Annotated in this window: 24 protein-coding genes; 4 read left to right on the top strand and 20 right to left on the bottom strand. The window is 65.2% G+C overall.

Going from position 1 to position 26,600, the window contains the following annotated elements:
* Positions 1–90 precede the first annotated feature (90 nt).
* The 14 genes from ileS to ACWV14_RS19645 form a co-directional block, all read right to left on the bottom strand.
* Positions 91–2,871 (bottom strand): isoleucine--tRNA ligase, encoded by a 2,781-nt coding sequence (gene ileS / locus ACWV14_RS19710; RefSeq protein ID WP_454903216.1) that lies wholly within the window; start codon positions 2,869–2,871, stop codon positions 91–93.
* A gap of 66 nt (positions 2,872–2,937) precedes the next feature.
* Entirely contained in the window at positions 2,938–4,290 is a 1,353-nt protein-coding gene (locus ACWV14_RS19705; RefSeq protein WP_454903215.1) for an MFS transporter, read from the bottom strand.
* Positions 4,287–5,426: an acetylornithine deacetylase gene (argE, locus tag ACWV14_RS19700; RefSeq protein WP_454903214.1), complete on the bottom strand. Its 1,140-nt coding sequence runs from the start codon at positions 5,424–5,426 to the stop codon at positions 4,287–4,289. The genes ACWV14_RS19705 and argE overlap by 4 nt, the downstream gene beginning before the upstream one ends.
* Entirely contained in the window at positions 5,423–6,571 is a 1,149-nt protein-coding gene (locus ACWV14_RS19695; RefSeq protein ID WP_454906036.1) for a Leu/Phe/Val dehydrogenase, read from the bottom strand. The genes argE and ACWV14_RS19695 overlap by 4 nt, the downstream gene beginning before the upstream one ends.
* Before the next feature lie 210 nt (positions 6,572–6,781).
* On the bottom strand, positions 6,782–7,456 hold the full coding sequence (locus ACWV14_RS19690) for a Rieske 2Fe-2S domain-containing protein (protein WP_454903213.1): 675 nt from the start codon (positions 7,454–7,456) through the stop codon (positions 6,782–6,784).
* Between the two features lie 10 nt (positions 7,457–7,466).
* A complete protein-coding gene (locus ACWV14_RS19685; protein ID WP_454903211.1) occupies positions 7,467–8,192 on the bottom strand; it encodes an alanyl-tRNA editing protein in 726 nt (241 codons plus the stop codon).
* 23 nt (positions 8,193–8,215) lie between these two features.
* On the bottom strand, positions 8,216–9,136 hold the full coding sequence (locus ACWV14_RS19680; RefSeq protein ID WP_454903210.1) for a DMT family transporter: 921 nt from the start codon (positions 9,134–9,136) through the stop codon (positions 8,216–8,218).
* A gap of 79 nt (positions 9,137–9,215) precedes the next feature.
* The gene (locus tag ACWV14_RS19675; RefSeq protein ID WP_454903209.1) at positions 9,216–9,515 is read right to left on the bottom strand and encodes a DUF1330 domain-containing protein; all 300 of its coding nucleotides are present in this window, start codon (positions 9,513–9,515) and stop codon (positions 9,216–9,218) included.
* 57 nt (positions 9,516–9,572) lie between these two features.
* A complete protein-coding gene (locus tag ACWV14_RS19670) occupies positions 9,573–10,394 on the bottom strand; it encodes a hypothetical protein (protein ID WP_454903208.1) in 822 nt (273 codons plus the stop codon).
* Positions 10,395–10,441: 47 nt separating this feature from the next.
* Positions 10,442–11,434 (bottom strand): class I SAM-dependent methyltransferase, encoded by a 993-nt coding sequence (locus ACWV14_RS19665; RefSeq protein WP_454903207.1) that lies wholly within the window; start codon positions 11,432–11,434, stop codon positions 10,442–10,444.
* Positions 11,435–11,711: 277 nt separating this feature from the next.
* Positions 11,712–12,551, bottom strand: a complete 840-nt coding sequence (locus ACWV14_RS19660) for an AraC family transcriptional regulator (RefSeq protein ID WP_422087084.1) — start codon at positions 12,549–12,551, stop codon at positions 11,712–11,714.
* A gap of 165 nt (positions 12,552–12,716) precedes the next feature.
* On the bottom strand, positions 12,717–14,624 hold the full coding sequence (locus tag ACWV14_RS19655) for a sensor histidine kinase (RefSeq protein WP_454906034.1): 1,908 nt from the start codon (positions 14,622–14,624) through the stop codon (positions 12,717–12,719).
* A 148-nt stretch (positions 14,625–14,772) separates the two neighbouring features.
* Positions 14,773–15,087, bottom strand: coding sequence for a c-type cytochrome (locus ACWV14_RS19650; protein ID WP_454903205.1), 315 nt, complete (start codon positions 15,085–15,087; stop codon positions 14,773–14,775).
* A 29-nt stretch (positions 15,088–15,116) separates the two neighbouring features.
* Entirely contained in the window at positions 15,117–15,557 is a 441-nt protein-coding gene (locus tag ACWV14_RS19645) for a DUF3592 domain-containing protein (RefSeq protein WP_422087082.1), read from the bottom strand.
* A gap of 132 nt (positions 15,558–15,689) precedes the next feature.
* Here ACWV14_RS19645 and ACWV14_RS19640 point away from each other — a divergent pair, with 132 nt between their 5' ends.
* The gene (locus ACWV14_RS19640) at positions 15,690–16,361 is read left to right on the top strand and encodes a hypothetical protein (RefSeq protein WP_454903203.1); all 672 of its coding nucleotides are present in this window, start codon (positions 15,690–15,692) and stop codon (positions 16,359–16,361) included.
* A gap of 19 nt (positions 16,362–16,380) precedes the next feature.
* Here ACWV14_RS19640 and ACWV14_RS19635 read toward each other — a convergent pair whose 3' ends face one another.
* The 5 genes from ACWV14_RS19635 to ACWV14_RS19615 form a co-directional block, all read right to left on the bottom strand.
* Positions 16,381–16,563, bottom strand: a complete 183-nt coding sequence (locus ACWV14_RS19635; RefSeq protein WP_422087080.1) for a hypothetical protein — start codon at positions 16,561–16,563, stop codon at positions 16,381–16,383.
* A gap of 123 nt (positions 16,564–16,686) precedes the next feature.
* The gene (locus tag ACWV14_RS19630) at positions 16,687–17,493 is read right to left on the bottom strand and encodes a polyphosphate kinase 2 family protein (protein ID WP_422087079.1); all 807 of its coding nucleotides are present in this window, start codon (positions 17,491–17,493) and stop codon (positions 16,687–16,689) included.
* 43 nt (positions 17,494–17,536) lie between these two features.
* A complete protein-coding gene (locus ACWV14_RS19625; protein ID WP_454903200.1) occupies positions 17,537–17,971 on the bottom strand; it encodes an RNA-binding S4 domain-containing protein in 435 nt (144 codons plus the stop codon).
* Positions 17,972–17,989: 18 nt separating this feature from the next.
* Positions 17,990–19,420 (bottom strand): sensor histidine kinase, encoded by a 1,431-nt coding sequence (locus ACWV14_RS19620; RefSeq protein WP_454903198.1) that lies wholly within the window; start codon positions 19,418–19,420, stop codon positions 17,990–17,992.
* Positions 19,417–20,097, bottom strand: a complete 681-nt coding sequence (locus ACWV14_RS19615) for a response regulator (protein WP_422087076.1) — start codon at positions 20,095–20,097, stop codon at positions 19,417–19,419. Before ACWV14_RS19615 ends, ACWV14_RS19620 begins: the two co-directional genes overlap by 4 nt.
* 131 nt (positions 20,098–20,228) lie before the next feature.
* Between ACWV14_RS19615 and ACWV14_RS19610 the strand changes: the two genes are divergently transcribed.
* From ACWV14_RS19610 to ACWV14_RS19600, 3 genes are all read left to right on the top strand, one after another.
* Positions 20,229–21,188: a Bug family tripartite tricarboxylate transporter substrate binding protein gene (locus ACWV14_RS19610; RefSeq protein ID WP_454903195.1), complete on the top strand. Its 960-nt coding sequence runs from the start codon at positions 20,229–20,231 to the stop codon at positions 21,186–21,188.
* 139 nt (positions 21,189–21,327) lie between these two features.
* Positions 21,328–21,864 (top strand): tripartite tricarboxylate transporter TctB family protein, encoded by a 537-nt coding sequence (locus ACWV14_RS19605; protein ID WP_454903193.1) that lies wholly within the window; start codon positions 21,328–21,330, stop codon positions 21,862–21,864.
* A 1-nt stretch (position 21,865) separates the two neighbouring features.
* A complete protein-coding gene (locus ACWV14_RS19600) occupies positions 21,866–23,389 on the top strand; it encodes a tripartite tricarboxylate transporter permease (protein ID WP_454903191.1) in 1,524 nt (507 codons plus the stop codon).
* A gap of 88 nt (positions 23,390–23,477) precedes the next feature.
* On the opposite strand, the gene ACWV14_RS19595 is transcribed toward ACWV14_RS19600, so the two are convergent.
* On the bottom strand, positions 23,478–26,594 hold the full coding sequence (locus ACWV14_RS19595; RefSeq protein WP_454903189.1) for an efflux RND transporter permease subunit: 3,117 nt from the start codon (positions 26,592–26,594) through the stop codon (positions 23,478–23,480).
* Positions 26,595–26,600 lie beyond the last annotated feature (6 nt).

Genomic DNA, 26,600 nt, shown 5'->3' with positions numbered 1-26,600 from the left:
CGGTTCCGCCAATCAAGCCCAGTAGCTTTCACGCTGCTGGGCTTTTTTGTTTCTGCTCCTGAACTCCAATGAAGGTGCTCTCACACGCCCTCAGGCGTCGTTCAACTCCAGAAGCCCAGACAACACCGTCCGGCACCGCCCGCAAAGCATCTTCTGCTCGGCGTCATCCGTCACCGTGGCGTCGTGCCTCCAGCACCTCATGCAGCGCAGCGACGAGGTGCGCCTGACCTTGACCTCGACGCCGCCACTTTCTTTCAAGGCCACATCGGCGACCATGAAGATCGAAGGCAGTTCCGCACTCAGTAGCGCAAGCGACTCGATGGTCTCCGCAGGCGCTTCGATGACGATGCTCGCCTCGCTCGATCGGCCGATGGCGCCTGACGAGCGGATGTCTTCGATCGCCTTCATCACGCTGGGCCTAAGCAGCCTCACCTGCCGCCAGAATTCGGCAAGCTCCGAGTCGCCCATGCAGGGTAGCATCGCTTCATCCCAGGTGTGGACGAACACGCTGTCTTCCTGCGACTTGAACAGCACCGCCCAGGCTTCTTCCGTGGTGAAGCTGAGGATCGGCGCTGCCAGGAGCAGCAGGTTCTTCACGATGGCGTGCAGCGCGGTCTGCGCGGAGCGTCTTTCATGGCTGTCGCGCGCGCTGGCGTACAGCCGGTCTTTCAGCACGTCGAGGTAGAACCCGCCGAGCTCTTCCGCGCAGTAGCCGTGCAGCAGCCGGGTCACCGAAACGAAGTCGTACTCGCGGTAGCTCTTGCGGCATTGCTCGGCGAGTTCGCGGCAGCGAAGCATGGCGTACTGGTCGACGCGCTCGAGATCCTCCGCGGCCACGCTGTCGGTCGCCGCATCGAAGTCCGACACGTTCAGCAGCAGGAAGCGGATGGTGTTGCGGATGCGCCGGTACATCTCGACGACGCGGTCCAGGATCTCTTGCGAAACGGAGATGTCCGTCGAGTAGTCGGTGCTTGCGATCCACAGGCGGATGATGTCCGCGCCGCGCGTATTCGCCACCTCCTGCGGGCTGACGGTGTTGCCCAGCGACTTGCTCATCTTCTTGCCGTCTCCGTCGACCGCGAAGCCGTGTGTCAGCACTGCCTTGAACGGTGCGCGTGCGTCGGCCGCGCAGCCGGTCATGAGCGATGAGCCGAACCAGCCGCGATGCTGGTCGGAGCCCTCCAGATAGAGGTCCGCCGGATACCCATGCGCGTCGGGGCGGCGGGCATCGCGATAGACGGTGGCGTGGATGGAACCGGAGTCGAACCACACATCCAGGGTGTCCGACAGCTTCTCGTACTCGCTCTCGTCCACGCCCAGGTCCGCGGGCTTCAGGCGCGTCCAGGCGGAGATGCCTTCGCGTTCGATGCGCAAGGCCACCTCTTCGACGAGCCGTGCGGTCTGCGGATGCAGCGACTTGTCGCTGCGCCGGACGAAGAAGGGAAGGGGGACGCCCCATGTCCGCTGCCGCGAAACGCACCAGTCGGGCCGGCCGTCGATCATCGCTTCCATGCGCGAGCGTCCCGAAGCCGGATAGAACGGCACGTCCCTGATTGCCTCCCGCGCTGTCTCGCGCAGCGTGCGCGTGTCGCCCGCCGCCCGCTGGTCCATGCCGATGAACCACTGCGTCGTCGAGCGAAACAGGATCGGTGTCTTGTGGCGCCAGCAGTGAGGGTACGAGTGCTCGATGCGCTCCTGCCTGAGCAGCGATCCGTCGGCCTTCAGCATGTCGAGGATCAACTTGCTGCCTTCTTCCAGCCCCATGCCGCCGATGGCCGGCAGGCCGGCCACGAAGCGCCCGGCACCGTCGATCACGTTGTCGCCGCTGAGGCCCAGGCTGCGGCACAGTTCGAAGTCTTCCGCGCCGTGGGCCGGCGCCAGGTGGACCAGGCCGGTGCCGGTGTCCAGCGAGACGAAGTCGGCGGCCACCAGCGGCACTTCGGTGTCCAGCAAGGGGTGCTTCAGCCTGAGGCCGACGAGGTCGGCGCCGGGCGCGACCGCGCAGAGTTCATGGTCCACGCCCATTGCGGCGAGCAGCTTTGCGCCGCTTTCCGCGGCCATGACCAGCAGGCCGTTCGGCGTGTCATAGAGCCCGTAGCCGGCCTCGGGATCGAGGCCCACTGCGACGTTGCCTGGCAGCGTCCACGGTGTCGTGGTCCAGATCGTCAGCCGGGCCTGCTTGCCGGGCATGGGCTGGCACTTGAAGCGCGATGCGAAATCGACCGCGTCCAGTGCCAGCAGGCCGACGTAGGCGGTCGTCGAGCGCTTGGAGGCGTATTCCAGTTCCGCCTCTGCCAGCGCCGACTGGCAGTCGACGCACCAGTTGACCGGCTTCTGGCCGCGAAACAGCAGGCCGCGCTGGCGGATGCGGTCGAGAAAGCGGATCTCGTTGGCCTCGGTCTCGAAGTCCATGGTGCGAAAGGCCCTGTCCCAGTCGCCCAGCAGGCCCAGCCGCAGGAAGTCTTTCTTCTGGCTTTGCGTCTGCTGGAGCGCGTATTCGCGGCACAGCTGCTGCACCTGTTCCGTCGGCAGGCCCCGTCCGTTCGCCTGCTCGATCCGGTGCTCGATGGGCATGCCGTGGCAATCCCAGCCGGGAATCCATTGCGCATCGAAGCCGTCGAAGAAGCGGCTCTTGAAGACCATGTCCTTGAGAACCTTGTTCACCGCATGCCCGATGTGGATGTCGCCGTTCGCATAGGGCGGGCCGTCGTGCAGGATGAAGGGAGGGCGGCCGGCCGCCGCGGTGCGCATCTGCTCGTAGATGCGCTGCTCTGCCCACCGCTTGACCAGATCGGGTTCGCGCCTGGGCAGGTCCCCTTTCATGGGAAACGGGGTCTTCAGCAGATTCAGGGTGTCTTTGAGGTCCGACATGTGTTTTCTTCTTTATGGCGATCACCTGGGCCGCAGGGGTGGCCGCGGCTGTAAGTGAGCGGCGCGTTATGCCTTGTTGCGTAGAACCGAACCGGCGGCCAGGAGCGCCGCCAGGCTGGCGGCCGCGGCGAACATCACATACCAGGCGGGGGCGAGCGGGCTCCCGGTCTGGGCGATCAGCGCCGTGGCAATGAATGGCGCGAAGCCACCGAAGATCGTGACAGCGAAGTTGTACGCAATGGAAAGCCCCGTGGACCTCACCTGCGGCGGATAGAGCTCGGCCATGGCGGCAGGGGCGGGCCCGGTAAAGCCGGCAATCAGCACTGCAAAGACGATCAGTACCGCCGTCAGGGTCACTGCACTTGGAAAAGCCGTGAGAAGCCAGAGCGCCGGATAGGCCAGCACCAGGATTGCCGCGGCGAACCCGATCAGCAGCGGCCGCCGGCCGATACGGTCCGACAGTCCACCGAAAACCGGCGCCAGCACGACCAGCACCAGGAGCCCGGCGCCATTCGCCCAAAGCGATGCGCTCTGGGGCAGTTTCAGCGTGCGCACGGCGTAGGTCGGCATGTAGACGAGAAAGAAATACGTGCACACCGTCCACACGATGGTGACGCCGAATCCTGCGACGATTTCCTTGCGGTACGAGCCGATCACCTGCTTCAGCGGGGATGCCTGCCGGTTGGCGGCCTTGGCTCGTTCGAAGGTTGCCGGCTCTCGTGTCCTGGCCCGGATGTACCAGCCCACGGGACCGATGACCAGGCCGAACAGAAACGGAACTCGCCAGCCCCAAGACTCCAGCTGCTCGGGGCTAAGAATCCCCGTGAGCGTCGCGCCGAAGATCGAACCGAGCAGCAGCGCTCCGGCCTGGCTGGCCTGCTGCCAGCTTGCAAAGTAGCCTTTTCGCCCCTTGGGCGCATGCTCGACGAGAAATGCCGTCGCTCCCCCGACCTCGCCGCCGGCGGAGAAGCCCTGGATCAGCCTCGCCAGAACGATCCAGGCGGGTGCCCAGAGACCCACGTGGGCGTAGGTCGGCGCCAGGCCGATCATTGCCGTTCCAAGCGCCATCAGGAGGATGGTCGTGGACAACGCGGCTTTTCGCCCGTGCGTGTCGCCGAGTGCGCCCAGAACCACCGCACCGATCGGGCGCATCACGAAGCCGACGCCGAAGGTCGCCACGGTCAGCAGCAGCGAAGAGGTTTCGTTGCCCGTCGGGAAGAACAGCCTGGAAATCGTGAGCGCGAAGAAGCCGTAGACGGCAAAGTCGAACCACTCCAGCGTGTTGCCGATGACCGCGGCGGGAATCATCCGGCGCGTGGCATCGTGGGCCCGTGCGCTCTGCGCCGGAGTTCCGTCGGTGGTGAGGGCTGCTAGGGCGGTGGCGGTGTCCGCCACCGCGGCTGCGTCGAGGTTTTTCATGCTGTCTTGAGAGAGGGGGTGGGTGAGACGTCGGCTTCGCAGAGTGCCCACGCACCGGCCGATTGCATGAAGCGATCGGCCGCCTGCAACTGGGCTGCAGAGATCCATTCGTCCGGCTGATGCGCCTGCGCGATGGAGCCGGGGCCGCATACCACCGTCGGGATACCCACCTGCTGGAAGAAGCCCGCCTCGGTGCCGAACGGCAGGTCTGCCTCCGGCCAGAGCGCGCCGAGCTCGCGTGCGACCGAGAGAGCCACGTCGTTGTTGCGTGCCGACAGCGCCGGCACGCCGGCAACCTGCATGGCCTCGACCGTGACGCCGGCGGGAAGGTCCGTCAGCGCTTCCCTGACCACGTTGCGCACAAGCTCCGCCGCCGCTTCGTCTTCCGGACGGAACTCCCACAGGACCTCGCAGCAGCCCGGCACGATGTTGATGGCGGTGCCTCCGTCGATCCGGCCGATGTTGATCGTGGCCTCGCCGCCCTGCCTGGCAAGGCTGCGCCGCAGCCCGGCCAGGCAGGTGACCAGGTAGGCGGCGGGCTCTATGGCGCTGGCGCCAAGCGAGGGGTCGCTCGAATGCGCGGGGAGTCCGCTGAAGAGCGCCCGGTGCCCGAAGAAACCGCGATGCCTGACGCCGATCCGCATCTCGGTCGGCTCGCCGATGATGGCCAGTGCAGGTGCCTCCACTTGCGTCTTCAAGCAGCTCACGAGCTCTGGAACGCCGAGGCATCCGATTTCTTCGTCATAAGAGAACGCAAGGTGAATCGGGCGAATCAATGACCGCTGCCGCCACGAAGGAACGGCCGACAGGCAGGCGGCGATGAAGCCCTTCATGTCTGCCGCGCCGCGGCCGTGGAAGCGGCCGTCGCGTTCGACCAGCGTGAAGGGATTGGCGCTCCAGTTCTGGTCGGTCACCGGCACGACGTCGCTGTGCCCGGAGAGCACCATGCCGCCCGCCATGTCGGGGCCGATGCTGGCGAGCAGGTTCGCCTTGCGCTTGTCCTCGCTGTGCACGAGGTGCACTTTCACCCGATGCGCCGACAGGTAGTCGGCTATCCAGTTGATCAGGTCGAGGTTCGACCGGTGCGATGTCGTATCGAAGGCCACCAGGGTCCGCAGGATCTCGACGGTGGTCATGCGACACGCTCGGTCAGGATGCTGTTGCCGCTGCTGGGGTTGACGCTGCCCGGGTTGCCGCCCAGCCGCTCCTGCACCAGCTGCATGGCTGCGGATTGGGTCGGCATGCCCGTGCGCGCGGCGAGTTCGAAGACCCGGTGCAGAGTGGCGCCGATGGCTTTCACCTGCGAATCCACCTTTGCGGAATTGAAACCCTCGTGCTCCGACGCCACGCGGATCAGGCCGCCCGCATTGATCACGAAGTCCGGCGCGTACAGGATTTTCTGGTCGCGCAACTGCCTGCCATGTTCGTCGCGGGCCAGTTGGTTGTTGGCGCCGCCGGCGATCACCCGGAATTTCAGCTGCGGCAGGGTTCGATCGTTCACGACCGCACCCATTGCGCAAGGAGAGAACACGTCGGCCTGAACGGCATGGATCTCGTCGGGCTCGACTGCCCGCGCATCGAATTCGGCGCAGGCCTTGCGCGCCAGCGTCGCATCGACGTCGGATACCGTCAGGCACGCCCCCGCACCGGCGAGCAGCCGGCACAGGTTCCAGCCGACGTTGCCCAGGCCTTGCACTGCAACCGTCAGCCCGCGCAGGTCGCGATCCAGCCGATGCGCGACGCTGGCCTCGATGCCGTGATAGACCCCCAACGCCGTGGTCGGCGAAGGATCTCCGGTGCCGCCGAGCTCCTGCGGCAAGCCGACCACGTGCCGGGTGTTCTGTCGTACCCAGGCGAAGTCGGCGACAGTGGTGCCCACGTCCTCGGCGGTGATGTAACGGCCGCCAAGGCGGTTGACCGCCACGCCCATCGCCCGCAGCAGTTCGGGCGTCTTGCTCTTGCGCGGGTCGCCGAGGATCACCGACTTTCCGCCGCCCAGGCCGAGTCCCGCGGCTGCGGCCTTGAACGTCATTCCACGCGACAGGCGAAGCACGTCGCGCAGGGCGGAAGCATCGTCGGCATAGGGATACATGCGGCATCCGCCCAGGGCCGGTCCGAGCCGGGTGCTGTGGATGGCGATGATGGCCCGCAGCCCGACCCGATCATCGGAAACGAAGACGACCTGTTCGTGGTCCGCAAAAGACTCGGTGGAGAAGACTGTCATTTGATTTTTTTGAATTTCATTTGAACGAGTGCGGACATCGCTGCTAGGCCGCCGCATCAATGCCTGGAAATTCAGGCTAGAAAAAGAAGCAGGCGGCGTAGATATAGCAATAGCTCCACTGGCCGGACATCGGGTGCAGTGCCGGAGAGCGTCAGGACTTCAGGGCTTGCTTGGCGGAATGATTGCGTCATGTGGTGGCCTCGCTTTGAGGTGCAGCATGACAGGGGGCAGCGCGGTGATATTGGCGAAAATTTTGCGCCTGGAAAATCAGGTGCGGGATGGCTGCAAGGCGCTTGCCGTGGCGCTCAATCCCATCTCGTCGAACAGCCTTTGGTATTCATTCAGTGCGAGATTTCGCAGCAAATGGTGATGGCTGGATTCGATCATTAGTTCGCTGTTCGAGAATTCGAATTTCGCGATGTCCATCCAGTCTTCAGGAAGAAGTTTGAATCGAAGCTCCGTGTCTTCCTGGCCGGAGTCTTCGGTCTTCAAAGGAATCAAGGGTATTTCCGGCTCGCCATGCGGGATCAGGCAGGTCCAGATAAGACCGTGGCGCTCAACCGCAGGAAACATCGTGATCCTGAAACAATCCACCGCCTTGAGTGCCAGCTTCTCCGGCGCCTTGCGGCATTGCCCGTCGGACCCGAAGCGCAGGCCGTGGTAGGCGCAAACCAGCTCGCCGTCTTCGATGCGACCCGTGCTCAGCTGCAGCCCGCGGTGCGGGCACATGTCGCGGGCGATGCGAATGCCATCGGGCATGCGATAGATGGCCAGTCGCAGATTCAGCAAGCTCACCTGCCGCGGTCTGGCCAACACCTTGTCGGCGCGGGAGACCGGAAACCACTGCCTGGCCAGAAGGGGCCAGTCCTGCTCGGAGAAGCTGCAGTTCGAAGGCAGGAACCCTTCGGGCAGGGGGCGCGGAGGAAGCTGTTCGACTGGCATGCCCGGGGCCCTATCTGACGAGGCCGATCCGGATCCTCCGGTTGTGCTGCCCCTTGTTCTCGATCTTCAGGATGCGCAGCGGTGCCGATTGCGAGGTCTTCGAAAGATGGGTTCCGCCGCAGGCCTGCCGGTCGAGTCCCACGATTTCGATGATGCGCGTGGTGCCGTCGTCCTGGCTCGGCGGCGCCACGGACCGGCTGCGCAGCACCCCGGGCTCGCGCGAGAGTTCGGCAGCATCGAGATACACCGCATTCACCTGCAGCCCGTCGGAGATGAGGGTGTTGAGTTCGGGTTCGAGCTTGCGCAGTTCGTTGTTGTCGGCTGCAGGCAGGTCGAAGTCGATGCGGGCCGTGCCGTCGGCTGCCATTTGCACGCCCGTGACCAGCGAGCCCTCGAAGCGCTGGTAGACAAGCGCATTGAGGATATGCAAGCCCGTGTGCAATTGGCTCATCATGAAGCGGAAATCCTGATCCACCTTGGCGATGACCTTTTCGGCGGGAATCTCGGCGGTTTCCGCTTCATCGAAGTAGTGCCATGCATTGCCGCCTTCCATTTCGATCCGGCCGATCTTGATTTCACCGCCATTCCACTGCAGCGTGCCGCGATCCGCCAATTGCCCGCCGCCGCCCGGATAGAAGAACGACCGATCGAGAAGAACGGCATTCGGGCGGCGCGCTATGACATCGGCTTCGAATTGAAAGCAATCGGGTTGGGTATGGCAAAGGTAACGTGACATGAATTCCTCGGTTCGCGGGATGCTTATGAAAATCGTCGTGCGGTAACGATGCCGACCAGAATGATCACGGCGCCCGCAAATTCGGTAGCGCTCAGGTATTCGTGGAACAAGTAGGCGCCGAGCACGGTTGCAATGACAGGCTGAATCAGCAGGGTGATGGAAGAAAGCGCGGCCGGGAGCTTGGCCAGCGCATAGGCGATGAGGCCCTGGCCCCCGACGTGGGACACGACAGCAAGCGCAAGCAGCATCAGCATGCCGTGAATGGTGTGCGGAACCAGCGATTCGCCGCGCAGCAGCGTGATGGGCAGAAGAACGATCAGCGTGCCGACGCTGCTCCATGCCATGACGGTCATCGTCCGATAGTTCGAGCGCACGAGGCTGACCGCCAAAAGATATGAGCCGTAAAAGACGGCCGTCAGCAGCCCTAACAGATTTCCCGTCATATAGCTCGACCCGAAATCCAGTCGATGGCCGATCAGGATGAATGCGCCGGCCAATGCGCACAGCATGCCGAGCAGGAAGCCGGATTTGAATTTTTTCCCCAAGAATAAATTGGAGCCGAGCACCACGAAGATCGGGGCAAGATTGGCAAGCAGATTGGAATTGGCCAGCGTGGTCAGTGTCATGGACCAGTGGTAGAGCGCCAGATTCCCTGAAAAGATGAATCCGACCAGAATGAGCTTGATGGGAATGGCCGGCATCCGTTCGGCCGCCGGGCCGGTCGGGCCAGCCGGGCGCGCGGGCTCGGCTCTTGCCGCGAGCATATCGAGCAGGAAGAAGATCGGAATTGCCAAAGCAACCCGATAAACCGCGCTTGCCGTTGGAGGCAATTCGCTGTGACGGAGAAAAACTCCGCCCAGCGCCAATGCCGCCGCGCCAAGCAGAAGCGCGACGAACGAAAAGAAATTGCTTTTTGAAGCAGCAGGTAGGGCAATGGTCGTCATATTTTATTTGACACGACCGAGTCTCCATCGGTCGTGTCAGCCGGTTTGTTTTAATCATCAAAAGGGCAGGGCAAAAGAGCTATCGCCCTTCAAATCCCTCGATCACCATGAGCTGCATGTCGACCGCAGCATCCTTTCGCAAACCACGTGCAAAGGTATATTCCGGTGATTCGTAAAATTTTCTCGCTGCGTCGGCAGATTTGAATTCGACAAGAACCACGCGCCGGTCATCCGGAGAGCCTTCCAAATGCATGCGATCGCCTCCCCGTGTCAGAAATTTGCCTCCAAATTTTTCTATGATCCCGGGCGTGAGTTGCTTGTATTCGTTGTATTGATCCGGATCCACAATAGACATCCGGCCAATCAGATAGGCAACCATATGGCAACCTTACTCAGTGCTGAAAGCGCTGTTCAAAATTAAAATCGCAGTCGGTTGCTATACGTATGCGACTTTTCTCTGCTCTGCGGCAGCGACACCGGATTGCAGCAATGCCGCATCCAGAACGTCCCAGAGGCCGGTCAGCGAATCGAGGAAATCGTCCGCGCCCTCGACGACCAGATGGGCGTATTCCGTCTTCAAGGCAAGCTCGACCGCGGTGCGGGCGTTTTGCTCGTGATGCTGCTCGGCGCCGACTTCGCCCCAGTGCTCCAGGAGGTAGTGCATTTCGGGCACATCGAGGTCCGCGTTGTAGATGCCGCTGTCCACCAGGCAATACTTTTCGCCGGGAATCAATTGCTGGTTGGAGATCATTTCCAGCGCCAGCGTGGTGCCGAGGTTCCTGTAGGTGTTCTCGATGTCCGTCAGCTTGCGGTGATCGAAGACGCCAATGGCCTTGCGGACTTGCGCGGTCAACCCGGTGTCCATGTCGTAGCCGGGCAGGGAACCGAGCAGCTGGTTGGAAAAATCCTTGAGCTTCGCTTCGACCTTTTCCTGGTTGTAGAGGTCCGAAAACACGGGCTTGTCGGCCGATTGGTTGACGATGTATCCCGCCATCGTGGCCAGCTCGGGGCCGTGACCCGATTCGCTCTCGACGATTTCTTCCAGCAACTCGCTTTGCCTGTGCAGCCCGTGCTCCTTGAGCGCATCGGGAAAATTCCATCCCGGACGCGTAGACGCGCAGAAGCTCTGGATCTGGTGAAAAAGGGCTCCCACAACGGGAGGTTCCGGTTCGATCTTTACCCAATTCTTGAAAATCGGGTGAGAATAGCAACGATGACTTTTAACTCTCTCAACCAGATCGGAAATGGTAACGCTCATTTCGTGCTCCTAATTACAGTTGGTTAAAAAATGCCGTGATAACTCGGTTATTTGCTTGCCATCAACATTCGCCCTCCAGGGTGATCAAGTATTTCGACCCGCACATTTGAAAAGCCCGCGCGGAACAATTTTTCACTCCATTCTTCTTCGCTCAGAAGTCTCCTGGACATGAAATGATTGTGCAGATGATTGAATGCGGCGGCGAACGGCTTTTCCCAGCTGGATTGAGCAACGGGAATTGCGTCGACGATGATCAGCGTGCCCTTGATCGCATTGGCGCAACAAGCGCGCAGCAATGCGTCGAGGGTTTCTTCCTCTGCGGGAAGAAGGTCGTGCATGACGAATCCTGCGTGGATGATGTCTGCATCCCTGATGAGAGAAGCGTCTTCCACGAGAACCTGGATGGGGGCGGTAACGAACTGGAGCCTGTCGCTCATTCCCGCTTCACTGGCCGCCCGAACGGCTTGCTCGGTGGCTGATGCACTCAGGTCGATTCCAACGCCTTTTGAGCCTGGAATTTTCCTGAGCATGCGAATCAGGAACCCTCCTGACCCCGATCCAAGATCCACGATTTTCTTTGGTGCCATGGCAACGATGGCGTTTTCCGGCTGCGGATAAAAAGATTTCTCGCCCATCCATTTCGATGTGCGCGCAACCAATCCTCCGCTTCGGGGATATTTGAGTTGCGCCTCCTCGTTGTTTTCCGAAAATTCTTTCGCGTTGTTGATCAACGGGGCACAGGCGCGCAGCGCCCATGAGAGATATCCGACTTCATTGATCAGTTCGTCGAAATTGCTGCCGGCCTTGTAGGTTGCCGGCGCCTTTTCATCCAGTACCTCGATGATTCCCGCCTTGCTCAGGGAGTCGAGGTAGGCGGAAATCACGGATTCCTTGATTCCGCAGGACCGGGAGGCCGTGGCGGCGTCCACTACCGGTGATTTCTGGAGAAATTCAATGATTCCGTACTCCGCGCCTATTTCCAGCAGGATTGCAGAGCCTGCGAGGGAGGAACCAGTAATGCCGCGATCAACGTTTTGCATGGGTCACCTGTGGGTTAAACACTATTGAAAACGAATTAATTACTTTGCAGTGGTCGAAACCATTTAGTTGCACGATAGTCAGTGCGTGGAAACCCGTATTGGTAAAAATTGCAGCCGGAAGCGATCGCGCAAAAAAACGGATCGGAATTCAGCGCGAGCACCGCGATACGGTGGGCCGCAAGAGGGCGGGCTCAGGTGCGAGACCCGGGGGAGCGAAGAAGCTAGCGCGGGCCCTCAGCGCATGGCGCGAGGGCCGCGGAGGCGCGTGGAGAAGATTTCAGCAGGTGCGCGCGCGCACGTACTGAAGAGGCGTCATGCCGAAGGTGCGCTTGAAGTGCCTGGTGAGGGCACTCTGGTCGTAGAAGCCGCTGGCCATGGCGGCTTCGATGAGCGGGCGGCCCGCCGCGAGCAGGGCGATGGCGGCCCGCAGGCGCAATTGCGTGAGGTAGGTGTGCGGCGTCAGGCCGATGGTGCGGTTGAATGCGCCTATCAGCTGGAACGGCGTCAGGTCGGCGGCGGCGGCCATCTGTTCCAGCGTCAGCCGTTCCGCGTAGGCGTCGTGCAGCAGCTCCAGCACCGGCGCCAGCACCTGCGCATCCGCCGGCACGCCGAGCACGCGCTGCCCCGCCTGTCCATGGCTCTGGAAGAGGGTGCCGAAGCTGTGCACGAACAGCTCCTGCTGCCGCAGCGCGTCCCACTGTTCCTTGTGGCCGTCGAAGGCCCGGTGCAGTTCCAGGAAGCTCGCGATGAGGTCCGGGTCGCCGAGGATGTTCGACATGAAGTACCGGGTCTGGTCGATCCCCAGCATGGCCAGCAGGTGCCGGATGCCCGGTTCGGCCAGATAGAAGGCGCGATAGCGCCACCGGGCGCTGCCGCCCATGCGGCCGGAGTGCGGCTCGGAAGGGTTGAAGACGAGGAGCGCCTGCTGGTGGGCGATGTCGGTGCGGCCGCGGCTCTTGAACTCCGCGCCGCCGACCTCGGTCACCGCGATCACGAAGGAGTGATGAACGTGGGGCGCGTACTCATGTGTCGTGAAGTCCGCCTGCAGCATGTCCATGCCCGGCAGGTCGGGCACATGCCAGTAGCGCGACGTGTTCCGAGGGTCAAGCCTTGCCAACGTGAGCCTCCGTTCGGGTCAAGGGTTGCGACGCTTCGTGCGTCCGACCGGTTGCGTGGCACCTGAATGGTGAGCGATGCCGCCCGTTTGTGCAAAGGAACCGGAGCGAGCCGAGAGGTTTGGATCAAGCAAACGCTGTGCCATTTCTTCGATGGCGTGCCGGCCCTAGGCCGCCAGGGCCTCGCGCGCAAGCGGCAGCCACAGCATGAACCGCGTGCCTGTCGGGCGCGATTCCCAGCTGACGGTGCCCTGGATCGACCGTGCCCGCCGCCGCTGGTTCTGCATGCCGCGGCCCGACGGCGAGGACAACACCTTGTCGACGTCGAAACCCTGCCCGTTGTCTTCGATCGTCACGCGAACGCCGGCGCCGTCCAGCGCGGTCTCGACACGGATCTCGGTCGCGCGGGTGTGGCGCAGGATGTTCGAGATGCTCTCCTGCACGATGCGCAGTATGTGCAGCGCGCTCGACGGGTCGAGCCATTCAAGGGCGGGCAGCTCCTGCACTTCCCAGCGCAGCGACACGCCGGTGCCTTCGAGCCGCGGCTCCAGCCGGTAGCGCAGGGTGGCGAGCAGCAACAGCAGGTCGGCTTCTACCGGCTCCAGCGAATCGAGCGTCAGCTTCAGGTCGTCGAGGCAGCTCTTGAGAATCTGCGAGATCTTCTCGTCGCTCATGCCGCCGCTCTCGACCGAGCGGATGGCGGTAATCAGCGAGGAGCCCAGGCCGTCGTGCATGTCCTGCATCAGGCGCTGGCGTTCGTCGCTGATGGTGCGCAGGCGCTCGACGTCGCGCAGCCGCTGGTGGCTCAGCTCGAGTTCGGCCTCGCGCTTGCGCAGCCGGTCGGCAAGGCTGTCGTTCAGCTGCTCGACGGCGCCGATGGCATGCACGTAGCGCCGGTACATCAGCACGCCGAACACGCTGAAGGTCACCGCGTTGGTGTAGGCGCCCAGGTACCAGCCCTCGGGGCTGATGAAATTGTTCTGCAGCAGCCAGTCGGTGATGCCCAGCAGCACGCAGACGCCGATGCCGGCTGCCACCAGCCGCCCTTCGGTCGAGCGGCGCCATGCGCTGACGCCGCCGACCAGGCAGACGGCCGTGCCCATGAGGGCCGCCACGGCGTAGATCAGCGGCGTCACGCGCGGGGTGTTCTGCACCAGGTTCAGCCCGGGCATGGTCAGCACGCCGACCGCTGTGGTGGCCAGCACCACGCCCCAGGTCAGCCACTTGAGTTGGCGCTGGTGCAGCTGCCGCAGGAAGAAGTGCACCACCAGAACCAGCCAGAACAGCGAATTGACGGTCAGCCACGCGAACCAGTCGTTGGCGATCGGCTGGCCCACGTAGAAATGCAGGCCGCGCATGAACGACGTGGCCGACAGGTTGAAGAACAGCAGATAGCCGGTTTCGTCGGGGCGCCTGAGCCAGACGAAGAGCGCGAACACGCCCACGGCCATGAAAGCGGCGCTGAGCATCGCCGGCAGCTCCTGCTGCAGCCACTGGCGCAGGCCGTGTCGACCCCGCAGCGTTTCGATGGGGCCGACCCACAGCGACGACACCGCCACCTGCGTGTTGCGCGAGTGTTCCAGGCGAATGAGGATCTCCTGTGGCGGCGTGCTTGCGGGGCCGCGGTCCAGCTCGACCCACAGCGGCGTGCGGGTGCTGTTCCACAACGGGCCCAGTTGCTGGGCGCGGTGCACGAGCCGGCCGTCGGCGTAGACGGCGATGGTGCCGTCGGTCTTGACGCGGGCGCCGTACAGGGCCAGAGGGCCATTCGAGGGAGGCAGGTGACGCGTGGAGAGCCGCAGCCACGTGATGCGGGTCGGCCGGGCCGTGGGCGACATGCCGACGGCGGCGTCGCCGTCGGCTTGGCGCAGCAGTGCGATGGGCAGGGCCAGCGGTAGCCGGATCGGGTTCCAGTCGTCGGGCAGTTCGCCTGCTTGCTGCCGCGGGGGCGGCGTGCTGAAGCCGGAGGTGTCCTCGACCTGCCAGTCGGCCTGCTTCAGGTGCAGCGCGGCCTTGGACTGCTGCAGCCCGGACATCCCGCCGAAGAAGGCGCCGATGACGGCCAGCAGTGTCATCGACAGCACGAGCACCACATTGGCGAAGAAGGGCGCGGGACGGGAGTTCAAGGCAGAGCGTTCAGGTGGGCGCGTCCAAATCCGACGCACCGCGTGTGTAACCTATTTTCGCTCTTTGTTACCAATCTTGAGGACGTGCTGGCTGCTTTCAGTGAGAGGCGGGCTGGGACAACACCCACTGGGCCAGGGCGCGGGCATCGGCTTCCGACACGTGGGCCTGCCGCGGCATGATGACGCGGCCCCAGGTGCCGACGCTGCCATCGCGGATCTTGCCGGCCAGCCGCGCGGGCGCGTCGCCGTCGTTTCGGTAGCGCTCCGCGATCTGGGCGAAGCCCGGGCCCACCTGCTTGTGGACCAGTCCGTGGCAGGACAGGCAGCCGTTCTTGCGGGCCAGGTCGGCGGGCGGCGTCTGGGCCGTGGCGGTGATCGCCGCAAGCATGAGCAAGGCTGGGCGGAAATGCATGGATGGGAAAGCTCGATGAGAAGGGGAGATCAGGTTCCGGGTTCCTGATCGCGCTGGATGCGCCGCAGGATCTCCGCGAACAGCAGAAACGCAGCGCCGATGATGCCTGCCATGGCCGGTCCGCCCCACAGTTCGAACGCATCGTCGAGCATCACGTTGGCCGGGTTCGAGGGCTGGGCATAGACCTGGACGCTCTCGCCGGCCTCGTAGCGCGGCGTGCCGCTGCTGCTCGAGGTGGTGAAGTCGATCAGCGCGCCCGACGGTGCCCTGAAGCGCACCAGCGGCCGCCAGGTGCCGTCGGTGTTGTTCTTGTTGCTGCTGCGCACGTGTTGGAGTTCCACCACCTCGCCCTGCACGCGGTCGGCCGACGCAATGAACCTCAGCTTGCCGAAGAGCAGGTAGCAGCACAGCACGAGCAGCGCGACGCCGATGAGCGCAAAAAGGTACTTGGCGAATGTCTCGATCTTCATGGGGCTGGTGGCTGGGGGAATGGCCCCATCGTCGCAAATGCCGGGCGTCGTTCATTCGCGACAAGGCGATTCAAGAGTAACTATATGTATGGTTAAATCCCTTGAACAATCGTTAGAAAACGAGGGATTCCCATGAAGTTCCTGCTGAGCATTGCGGCCGCCGTTGTCGCACTGGCTGGCTGTGCCAGCCAGCCGATGACGCCGACTGAACCCGGAACGGGGACCGGTCTCTCTTATGTGCCGATGGTCGCCATGGAAGGCGTGGACAGCGCGCGCTACGCCAGCGACGTCAGCGCCTGCCGCGAGGCGGCCACGCGGATCATCGCGCGCAGCGAGGCCAACACCGATTTGATGTGGGCCGCCGTCGGGGTGGGTCTTGTCACCTGGTACAGCCAGGGCATGGCGACCGGCTTCGCGGTGGCCGGCATCGGCACCTCGGCCGTCGACTACTCGGGGCAGCCCTCGGCCACGCTGATTGCCGAGCACCAGCAGATCGCAATCGTCCACTGCATGGCAAAGCGCGGCTACCGAAATCTCGATCCCAACGTGCGCGACTCGTTCTACGGCAACACCTTCGATCCGGCCATCGTGTACAAGCCGCGCCGTACCGGCGTCGACACCTACAACGTCGAGAAGCTGGCCAAGGCCGGGCGCTGCAACCTGCAGCCGCGCGCCGAACTCACGGCCAAGGGCCCGGGCTACGAAACCTACAACGTGCCTTGCGACAACGGTGCCACCTGGGCGGTGCGCTGCGAGTTCGGCAAGTGCCGCGTGCTGGCCCAGGCGCTCATTCGCCGCTCCTGAGCCATTTCTTCATGCGCGCTCAGCGATAGACGTAGTGGCCGCGCACGAAGCGGCCATGCTCGCGGTGCGCCGGCACCCAGACCTTGTGCGGACGATGGTGCGGGCGGTCGTAGCCGGGGCCGTGGCGCGGCGGCATGGGCTGGGCCATGGCTGCGGTGGAGGCAAGCATGCAGGCTGCAAGGGCGAAGAGTATTTTTTTCATGTTGGAGTCCTTCTTTGGGTTGCACCTGAATTGGTACGAAGCCCAGCTTAGTGGGCTGCCCGGCGCGGCTCCGTAGGCGAAGTCGCACTTTACAAACGCGACACCAAAGAAGGCCCGGGCGCCTTATTTGATGATCATGCCCTTGAGCGCCGGGTCCGGGGGCGGCGGCTTCAGCTTCATCTGCCGCATCGTCTTCACCAGCAGTTGGGCAACCATCACGTTGCGGTGCCGCTTGCTGTTGGCGGGTATCACGTGCCAGGGTGCATGCTCGGTAGACGTGGCGCCCAGTGCGCTCTGGTAGGCCTGCTGGTAGGCGTTCCACTTGGTGCGCACCCGCAGGTCGTCCATGCTGAACTTCCATTGCTTGCCGGGCGTGTCGATGCGCGCCTGCAGGCGCTCGCGCTGCTCGTCCTTGTCGATGTGCAGCATGCACTTGATGACGACCGTGCCGGTTTCGGTCAGCAGCCGCTCGAAGTCGTTGATCTGTGCGTAGCGGCGCTTGGCCTCGGCCTTGTCGATCCAGCCCTCGACCACCGGCACGAGCACGTCTTCGTAGTGGCTGCGGTTCCACACCATGATCTCGCCGGTGCGCGGCACGGCAGCATGGCAGCGCCAGAGGTAGTCGTGTGCGCGCTCCTCGTCGTTGGGCGCCTTGAAGGCCGTCACGCGCACGCCGAGCGGCGAGGTTCGCGAGAACACCCATCGCACGGTGCCGTCCTTGCCGCTGGTGTCCATGCCCTGCAGCACCAGCAGCAGCTTGCGCCGGCCCTCGGCGTGCAGCAGGTCCTGCAGCTCGTCGAGCTCGACGGCGAGCGCGTCGACCTCCGCGCGCTGCGAAGCTTCGTCACCCTCGCAGAAGGGCGTGTCGTCGGGGTCGATGTGCGAGAGCTTGAACTTGTCGCCTACGCGGTATTTCTTGAAGCTGGCCATGCAACGGGACTCCTCGAAGAAAGAAAGCCCACAGCGTAAGCGATCAGCGTTCGGTGTCGTCCGTGTCGATCGATGCGCTCCAGCGGCTGTCCCATTCGGCGTGCCGCACCGCGCCGTCCAGTTCGCGCCGGTCGCGCTTGGTGGGGCGGCCCTGTTCGATGGCCAGGGCCGGCTCGCTGCCCATGCGGCGCAGTTCGCGGAAGGCGGCCTGGGCGGCGATGCTCTCGGGCGTTTCCTCGTAGAGCTGCTGCGCCACCGGCGCCGGCCCGCGCTGGCCGCTGAGGCCGCGCACCGTGACCGTTCGCGTGAGCGTGCCCAGCCGCATGGCAACCGTGTCGCCGGCCTTGACCTCGCGCGAGGCCTTGGCGACGTCGCCGTTCACCTGCACGCGGTTCTTGCCGATTTCCTCCGCGGCCAGCGAGCGCGTCTTGAAGAAGCGGGCGGCCCAGAGCCATTTGTCGATGCGCAGACGTTCCATGGATATCAGGAGTGAATATCAGGAATTGTGCCGCCACAGCGGCAAACGCACGACCGCATCCAGCCCGACCACGCGTGCGGCGCAGTCCGACGTGGCGGGCGCGACACGGTTGTCGAGCGCGATCCGTCCCTCCAGCGCCAGCACGATCTCTCTGCAGATCGCCAGCCCCAGCCCCGAGCCGCTCGACGAGCTGCCTGCAGAAAACGGCGCGAACAGCCGCTGGCGCAGCTCCGGCGAGATGCCCGGGCCGCCGTCCCGCACGGTGAGCACGGCTTCGTCTGCCTCGGCATGCACCGAAACCAGCAGCGCCGCGCCCGCCGGGCTCAGCTTGATGGCGTTGTGCAGCAGGTTGCGCGTGAGCTCCTGCAGCATCCACTGGTGGGCCCGCACCACCACCGGCGCGTCGATGGCCAGCTCGAAGTCCAGCGCCTTGTCGGCCACCAGCGGCGACAGGTCGAGCGCGATCTGCCGCACGATGGCGCCGAGGTCGAGCGCCACCGATTCCGGCTGCTGGCGCAACTGCTCGACCTTGGCGAGCGACAACATCTGGTTGGCCAGCGTCGTCGCGCGCTCCACCGTCTGGCTTATTTCACCGAGCGCCTGCTCGGGCGCCACGTCGCCGCGCCGCGCCGATTGCACCTGTGCCTTGAGCACCGCCAGCGGCGTGCGCAGCTGGTGCGCGCTGTCGCGCACGAAGCGTTTCTGATGGTCCAGCAGCCGCTGCAGCCGGCCCATGACCTCGGTGGTGGCGTCGATCAGCGGGCGCAGCTCGCGCGGGGCGTCGGGCGCGTCGATGGGCGAGAGATCGTCGGCCGCGCGCTTCTCGATGGCTTCGCCCAGCTCGCGCACCGGCCGCGTGGCGCGTTGCACCACGAACACCGTGGCCAGCGCGATCACGCCCATCAGCAGGAACTGCCGCCACAGTGTGTCGACCAGCAGCTTGCGCGCCAGCGTTTCGCGGATTTCCAGCGTCTCGGCCACCTGCACCACCGCCATGCCGCGGCCGCGCGCGCTGGCCACGGGCTGCAGCAGCACCGCCACGCGCACCGGCTGGTTGCGGAACTGGGCGTCGTAGAAATCGACCAGCGCCGCATACGCGCTGCGGTCCGGGATGCGTCCGCGCCAGAACGGCAGCTCGGCAAAGCCCGAGATCATTTCGCCGTCGAGCGCCGACACCCGGTAGAACAGCCGGCTGCGGTTGTCGGCCTCGAAGGCCTCGAGCGCGGAGTAGGGCACGATCGCGCGCAGCTGCGCCATCTCGTCGTAGCCTTCCACGTCGAGCTGCTCGCCGATGGTCTTGGCGGACGCCAGCAGCGTGCGGTCGTAGGCGGTGGTGGCGGCAGCCAGGCTCTGGCGGTACAGGCTCACGCTGTTGATCACGATGAACACGGCAATCGGCGCGAGGATGCCGAGCAGCAGCCGCGCGCGAAGCGAGGAGATGTGCCTCATGCTTCCGGTCGCAAGAGGTAGCCCAGCCCGCGCATCGTCATCAGCACGGCGCCGGTGCCCGCCAGCTTCTTGCGCAGGCGGTAGACCACCACCTCGATCGCTTCGTACTGCACCTCGGTCTCGCCGGGGAACACCAGTTCGAACAGGCGCTCCTTGGTCACCGCGTGGCCCGGTTTCATCATCAGCGCCTTCAGCAGTGCCAGTTCGCGCGGGGTGAGTTCGAGCAGCTCGGCCCGGTTGTAGATGGCGCCGTTCGCGGGCTCGAAGCGCAGCCCGCCGATCTGCTGGGGGTTCAGCCCCATGTCGCTCATCACGCCGTGGCTGCGGCGGCGCAGCGCACGGATGCGCGCTTCCAGCTCGTCGAGGTCGAAGGGCTTGGGCAGGTAGTCGTCCGCGCCGGCGTTCAGGCCCATGATGCGGTCGCCGACGGTGCCGCGCGCCGTCAGCAGCAGCACCGGCGTGCGCAGCCCCTCGGCCCGGGCCTGGGCCAGCACCTGCAGGCCGTCGAGGTTCGGCAGGCTCAGGTCCAGCGCCACCACGTCGGGCTCCAGGTCCCGCCACATGGCGACGGCCTCGGCCCCGTCGCCGCAGACGCGCACGTCGATCCGCTGGCGGCCAAGGGTGCGCTGCAGGGTGATTTGCATCGAGGGGTCGTCTTCGACCAGCAGCAGCTTCATACGGGCACGGATTGGTGGGAATTCGGTGTTTTCCCCAGTTTGTCGGACAGCCAACTGACAGCGGGGCGGCGCATGATACTCAGCTTCAAGTCAGCTTCCTTTCAAGTTACTTTCAGCATCAGGAGACAACAATGCGTCGCGACACCTTTCTGAAGTCATTGGCCGCACTGGCCGCCGCCGGGGCCCTGCCACTGTCCGCCCGGGCCGCCGCCAACGTCAAGATGATGATCCCGGCTAACCCCGGCGGCGGCTGGGACACCACCGGCCGCGCCCTGGGCAAGGCGCTGACCGATGCCAAGGTGGCAGACACCGTCACCTACGACAACAAGGGCGGCGCCGCCGGCGCGCTGGGCCTGGCCCAGTTCGTGAACGGCTCCAAGGGCGACGCCAACGCGCTGATGGTCATGGGCTCGGTCATGCTGGGCGGCATCATCACCGGAAAGCCGCCGGTCAACCTGTCGCAGGCCACGCCCATCGCGCGCCTGACCACCGAATACAACGTGTTCGTGCTGCCGTCGAACTCGCCGTTCAAGACCATGAAGGACGTGGTCGAGCAGCTCAAGAAGGACCCGGGCAGCGTCAAGTGGGGCGGCGGTTCGCGCGGCTCCACCGAGCACATCGCCGCGGCCATGATCGCGCAGAAGGTCGGCGCCGATCCCTCGAAGATCAACTACGTGGCCTTCCGCGGAGGCGGCGAGGCCACCGCCGCCGTGCTGGGCGGCAACGTCACCATCGGCGGCAGCGGCTACAGCGAGTTCGCCGAATACATCGCGGCCGGCAAGATGAAGGCCATCGCCGTCACCTCGGCCCAGCGCCTGCCGGGCATCGACGTGCCCACGCTGAAGGAGCAGGGCATCGACGTGGAAATCGGCAACTGGCGCGGCGTGTACGGCGCCCCCGGCATCTCCGCCGATCAACGCAAGGCGCTGACCGACATGGTGCTGGCCGCCATGAAGAGCGCGTCGTGGGCCGAGTCGCTCAAGAAGAACGACTGGACGCCCGCCGTGCTGTCGGGCGAAGCGTTCAACAAGTTCGTCGATGACGACTTCGCGAGCCTGCGCGCCATCATGACCAAGTCCGGCATGGTCTGACATCGGCTCGCCCCCAGGCTGCGCGCACTTCGTGTCGCTTCGCCTTCCCCCTGCCGGGGGCAACACCTGAGGTCCGGCGGAGCCGGTTCCTCGGTGTTCTTGAAGGGGGCTTTTCTTTCGCCCGATTCGGGAGCAAAAAATGACAACTCCAGACTCCTCGGCCTCGCCGCAATCCGCGGCCACATGGCCGCAAACCCTGGTCGGCGCCGGCGTGCTGCTGACCGGCCTCGCGCTGGCGTTCGGCGCCATCGGCATTTCTTCCGAAGCCGGCTACGGCGGCGTCGGCCCCAACTTCCTGCCCTGGCTGGTGTCGGTGGTGCTGGTGCTGTGCGGCGGCTGGATCTTGTGGGAAGCACGCACCGGCGGCTTCCGCGAACTCGACGCGCCCTCGGGCGCCGAGCACGCCTACTGGCCCGGCTTCGTCTGGGTGTCGGCGGGGCTGCTGCTCAACGCCGCGCTCATCACCACGCTCGGCTTCATCCTGAGCTGCACGCTGTGCTACGTGCTGGCGGTGCAGGGCCTGCGCCGCGCGAGCGGGCAGGGCGCCGTGAACGCGCCGCGCACCTGGGCGACCGACCTGCTGGCCGGCCTGCTTATCTCGGCGCCGGTGTTCTGGACCTTCACGCAATTCCTGGCCATCAACCTGCCCGGCCTCACTTCGACTGGCTGGCTCTGACATGGACATCTTCAACGCACTCATGGCGGGCTTCGCCGCGGCGATCACCCCCGTCAATCTGCTCTGGTGCCTGGTCGGCTGCGCCCTGGGCACGGCCGTTGGCGTGCTGCCCGGCATCGGCCCGGCGGTGGCGGTGGCGATGCTGCTGCCCATCACCGGCAAGGTCGACGTCACGGCCTCGATGATCTTCTTCTCGGGCATCTACTACGGCGCCATGTATGGCGGCTCGACCACGTCCATCCTGCTCAACACGCCCGGCGAAACCGCCAGCATGGTGACCGCGATGGAGGGCAACAAGATGGCCAAGAGCGGCAGGGCGGGCGCGGCGCTCGCCACCGCCGCCATCGGCTCTTTCGTGGCCGGCACCATCGCCACGGTGATCGTCACGCTGTTCGCGCCGTTCGTGGCCGAATTCGCGGTCAAGCTCGGCCCGCCCGAATACTTCATGCTGATGCTGCTGGCCTTCACCACGGTGAGCGCGGTGCTCGGCAAGAGCACGCTGCGCGGCATGACGGCACTGTTCGTCGGCCTGGCCGCGGGCTGCGTCGGGCTCGACCAGATCTCGGGGCAAGGCCGCTACACCGGCGGTGTGCCCGAACTGCTCGACGGCATCGAGATCGTGCTGGTGGCCGTCGGCCTGTTCGCCGTGGCCGAGGTGCTCTACGCCGTGCTGTACGAAGGCAAGGTGGTCGAGGGCCAGAACAAGCTGAGCCGCGTGCACATGAGCAAGCGCGACTGGAAGCGCTCGATCCCCGCGTGGCTGCGCGGCACCGCCATCGGCACGCCCTTCGGCTGCATTCCCGCCGGCGGCACCGAGATCCCGACCTTCCTGAGCTACGCGACCGAAAAGAAGCTGGCCAAGGACGCCGACGCCAAGGCCGAGTTCGGCACCAAGGGCGCCATCGAAGGCGTGGCAGGCCCGGAGGCCGCCAACAACGCCACGGTGACCGCCGCGCTGATTCCGCTGCTCACGCTGGGCATTCCCACCTCCAATACCACCGCCATCCTGCTGGGCGCGTTCCAGAACTACGGCATCCAGCCGGGCCCGCAGCTGTTCACCACCTCGGCGGCGCTGGTGTGGGCGCTGATCGCCTCGCTCTACATCGGCAACGTGATGCTGCTGGTGCTGAACCTGCCGATGGTCGGCCTGTGGGTCAAGCTGCTGAAGATTCCGAAGCCCCAGCTCTACGCCGGCATCCTGATCTTCGCCACGGTGGGTGCCTATGGCATGCGCCAGAGCGCGTTCGACCTGTTCCTGCTCTATGGCATCGGCCTGCTGGGCGTGCTGATGCGGCGCTTCGACTTCCCGACCGCACCGGTGGTCGTCGGCATGATCCTGGGGCCGCTCGCCGAAGCGCAACTGCGCAATGCGATGTCGATGGGCGAGGGCAGCGCCATCGTGTTCCTGCAGCGCCCGATGTCGCTCGCGCTGATCGTCATCGTGCTGGCCGTGCTGGTGCTGCCGCGGCTTGCCAAGCGAATGAGCGAACGCAAGCTGAAACGGCTGGCGCAATTGGACGCCTGACGCTCTTCGGAGCCCGCTTCAGGGCGGGCCAGCCAAATAAAGAAGCCGCGGCATTTGCCGCGGCTTCTTTCATTTCTGCCTGTGCGTTCTACCGTCCCGCTGCGGGCGTCTCGACCAGGTCGTCGTCGATATGCGGATCCGCCGGCTGCCCGCGCAGCCTGCGCACCGTGCGGCGGATCCAGTGCTCGATGTCGTCCACGTAGGTGAACACAGCCGGTACCACCAGCAGGCTCAGCACGGTCGAGGTGATCAGCCCGCCGATCACGGCCATCGCCATCGGCGAGCGGAAGCTCGAGTCCGCCGAGCCGAAGCCGACCGCGATCGGCAGCATGCCGGCGCCCATGGCGAGCGTGGTCATGATGATGGGCCGCGCGCGCTTGTGGCAGGCGTCGCGCAGCGCGTCCCAGCGGCTCATGCCGTGGTCGCGGCGTGCCACGATGGCGTACTCGACCAGCAGGATCGAGTTCTTGGTCGCAATGCCCATCAGCATGATGAGGCCGATCAGCGAAGGCATCGACAGCGCCTTTTGCCCGATCAGCAGCCCCACGAATGCGCCGCCCAGCGCCAGCGGCAGTGCACAAAGAATGGTCACCGGGTGCAGGAAGTCCTTGAACAGCAGCACCAGCACGATGTAGATGCACAGCACGCCCGTCAGCATCGCCAGGCCGAAGCTCGCGAACAGCTCGGTCATCACCTCGGCGTCGCCGACCTCGGCAATGCGCACGCCCGGCGGCAGCTTCTGGATCGACGGCAGCTTCTGCACCGCGGCCTTCGCGTCGCCCAGGCCCACGCCCGACAGTTCGATCTCGAAGTTCACGTTGCGCGAGCGGTCGTAGCGGTCGATGACGGCCGGGCCGCCTTCCATGGTGAGCGAGGCCACCTGGTTGAGCATGACCGGCCCGCGCGTGCCGGGCACCGAGAGGCGGCCGAGCAGGTCGATGTCCTGCCGCGCGGAGTCTTCCAGCTTCACCACGATCGGCACCTGCCGCTGCGCGAGGTTGAGCTTGGCGAGCGACTGGTCGTAGTCGCCGAGCGTGGCCACGCGCAGGGTCTCGGCGATGGCGGAGCTGGTCACGCCCAGGTCGGCGGCGCGCGCGAAGTCGGGGCGCACCGCGATCTCGGGGCGCACCAGGCTCGCGGTGGAGGTGATGTTGCCCAGGCCGGGAATGGTGCGCAGGTCTTTCTCGACCGCGCTTGCGGCGCTGGCCAGGGCCACCGGGTCTTCGCCGGTCAGCGCCAGGATGTATTTCTCGCCCGAGCCGCCCAGGCCCACCGTGCTGCGCACGCCGGGCAGCGTTTCGAGCGCGGTGCGGATCTGGTTCTCGATGACCTGCTTGCGCGGCCGGTCGCCGCGCGGGTCGAGCTTGATGGTGAGCGTGGCCTTGCGCGTCTCGGGCGTGCCGAAGCTGGCGAACGGGTCGCCGCCCGCGCTGCCGCCCGCCACCGTGGTGTAGACGCTCTTCACGTGCGCGATCTGCATCACGCGGCGGCGCGTTTCTTCCGCCGCGGCGGTGGTCTGCGCGAGCGTGGAGCCCGGCGCGAGCGACAGGTACACCTGCGTCTGCGAGTTGTCGTCCGGTGGAATGAAGCCGGTCTTGAGCAGCGGGATCATCGCCAGCGAACCGAAGAAGAAAAGGGTGGCCAGCACCATCGTCTTGAAGCGGTTGTGCGTGCTCCACTCCACGGCGCGCATATACCAGCGCAGCCAGCCGGGTTCCTTCTCGGCCGTGACCACGGGCTTGAGCATGTAGGCCGCCATCATCGGCGTGAGCACCCGCGCCACCACCAGCGACGCAAACACCGCGAGCGCGGCGGTCCAGCCGAACTGCTTGAAGAACTTGCCGGCAATGCCGCTCATGAAAGCCGTGGGCAGGAACACCGCGATCAGCGTGAAGGTGGTGGCAATCACCGCCAGGCCGATTTCGTCGGCCGCCTCCATGGCCGCCTGGTAGGGCGTCTTGCCCATGCGCAGGTGGCGCACGATGTTCTCGACCTCCACGATGGCGTCGTCCACCAATATGCCGACCACCAGCGACAGCGCCAGCAGCGAGATCACGTTGACCGAGAAGCCCAGCAGGTGCATGCCGATGAACGCCGGGATCACCGACATAGGCAGCGCGATGGCCGACACGAAGGTGGCACGCCAGTCGCGCAGGAACAGCCACACCACCACCACCGCCAGGATGGCGCCCTCGTACAGCAGGTGCAGCGAGCCGTTGTATTCCTCTTCCACCGGGTCGACGAAGTTGAAGGCCTCGGTCAGCTCGATGTCGGGGCGCTGCGCGCGCATGTCGGCCAGCGCCTTCTGCACCGCGTGGCCCACTTCCACCTCGCTGGCGCCGCGGCTGCGGGCTACTTCGAAGCCAACCACCGGCTTGCCGTTGAGCAGCGCGGCCGCGCGCGGCTCGGCGATGGTGTCGCTGATGCGCGCCACCTGGTCGAGCCGGATGCGGCGGCCGTCGGTCAGCACGATCTGCATGTCGGCGAGCTGGTCGGCCGACTTCACCGTGGCCAGGGTGCGCACCGGCTGTTCGCTGCCGCCCAGGTCGAAGCGGCCGCCCGCGCTCTCGGTCTGCACCTGGCGCAGCTGGCGTGAGATGTCGCCCGCCGAAGCGCCGAGTGCCTGCAGCTTGACCGGGTCGAGGTCCACATGCACCTGCCGCGTGGCGCCGCCCACGCGGTTGACCGCACCCACGCCCGGCAGCGCCAGCAGCCGCTTGGTGACGTCGTTGTCCACGTACCAGCTCAGCGCCTCGTTGTCCATCTGAGAGGACGCGATGGTGAAGGCCAGCACCGGCTGGCCCGCCAGGTCGAGCTTGGTGACGACCGGGTCGCGCACGTCGGCCGGCAGGTCGGAGCGCACGCGCTGCACGGCGGAGCGCACGTCGTCCACGGCTTCCTGCACCGGCTTCTCGAGGCGGAACTCGACGATCAGCGTGGCGGCGCCGTCCTGCACCTTGGTGGTGATGTGCTTGAGGCCCTGCACAGTGGCGATGGAGTTTTCGAGCTTGCGCGCGACGTCGGTCTCCAGCTGCGAAGGCGCCGCGCCGGGCAACGAGGCCGAGACCGTCACGGTCGGCAGGTCGATGTCCGGAAAGTTCTGCACCTTCATGGCGTTGAACGACAGCAAGCCACCGAAGGTGAGCAGCACGAACAGCATCACCGCCGGAATCGGGTTGCGTATGGACCAGGCAGAAACGTTCATGGGCGA

The sequence above is a fragment of the Variovorax durovernensis genome (assembly GCF_977011995.1).
This window is presented reverse-complemented; position numbering and strand designations above follow the sequence as displayed.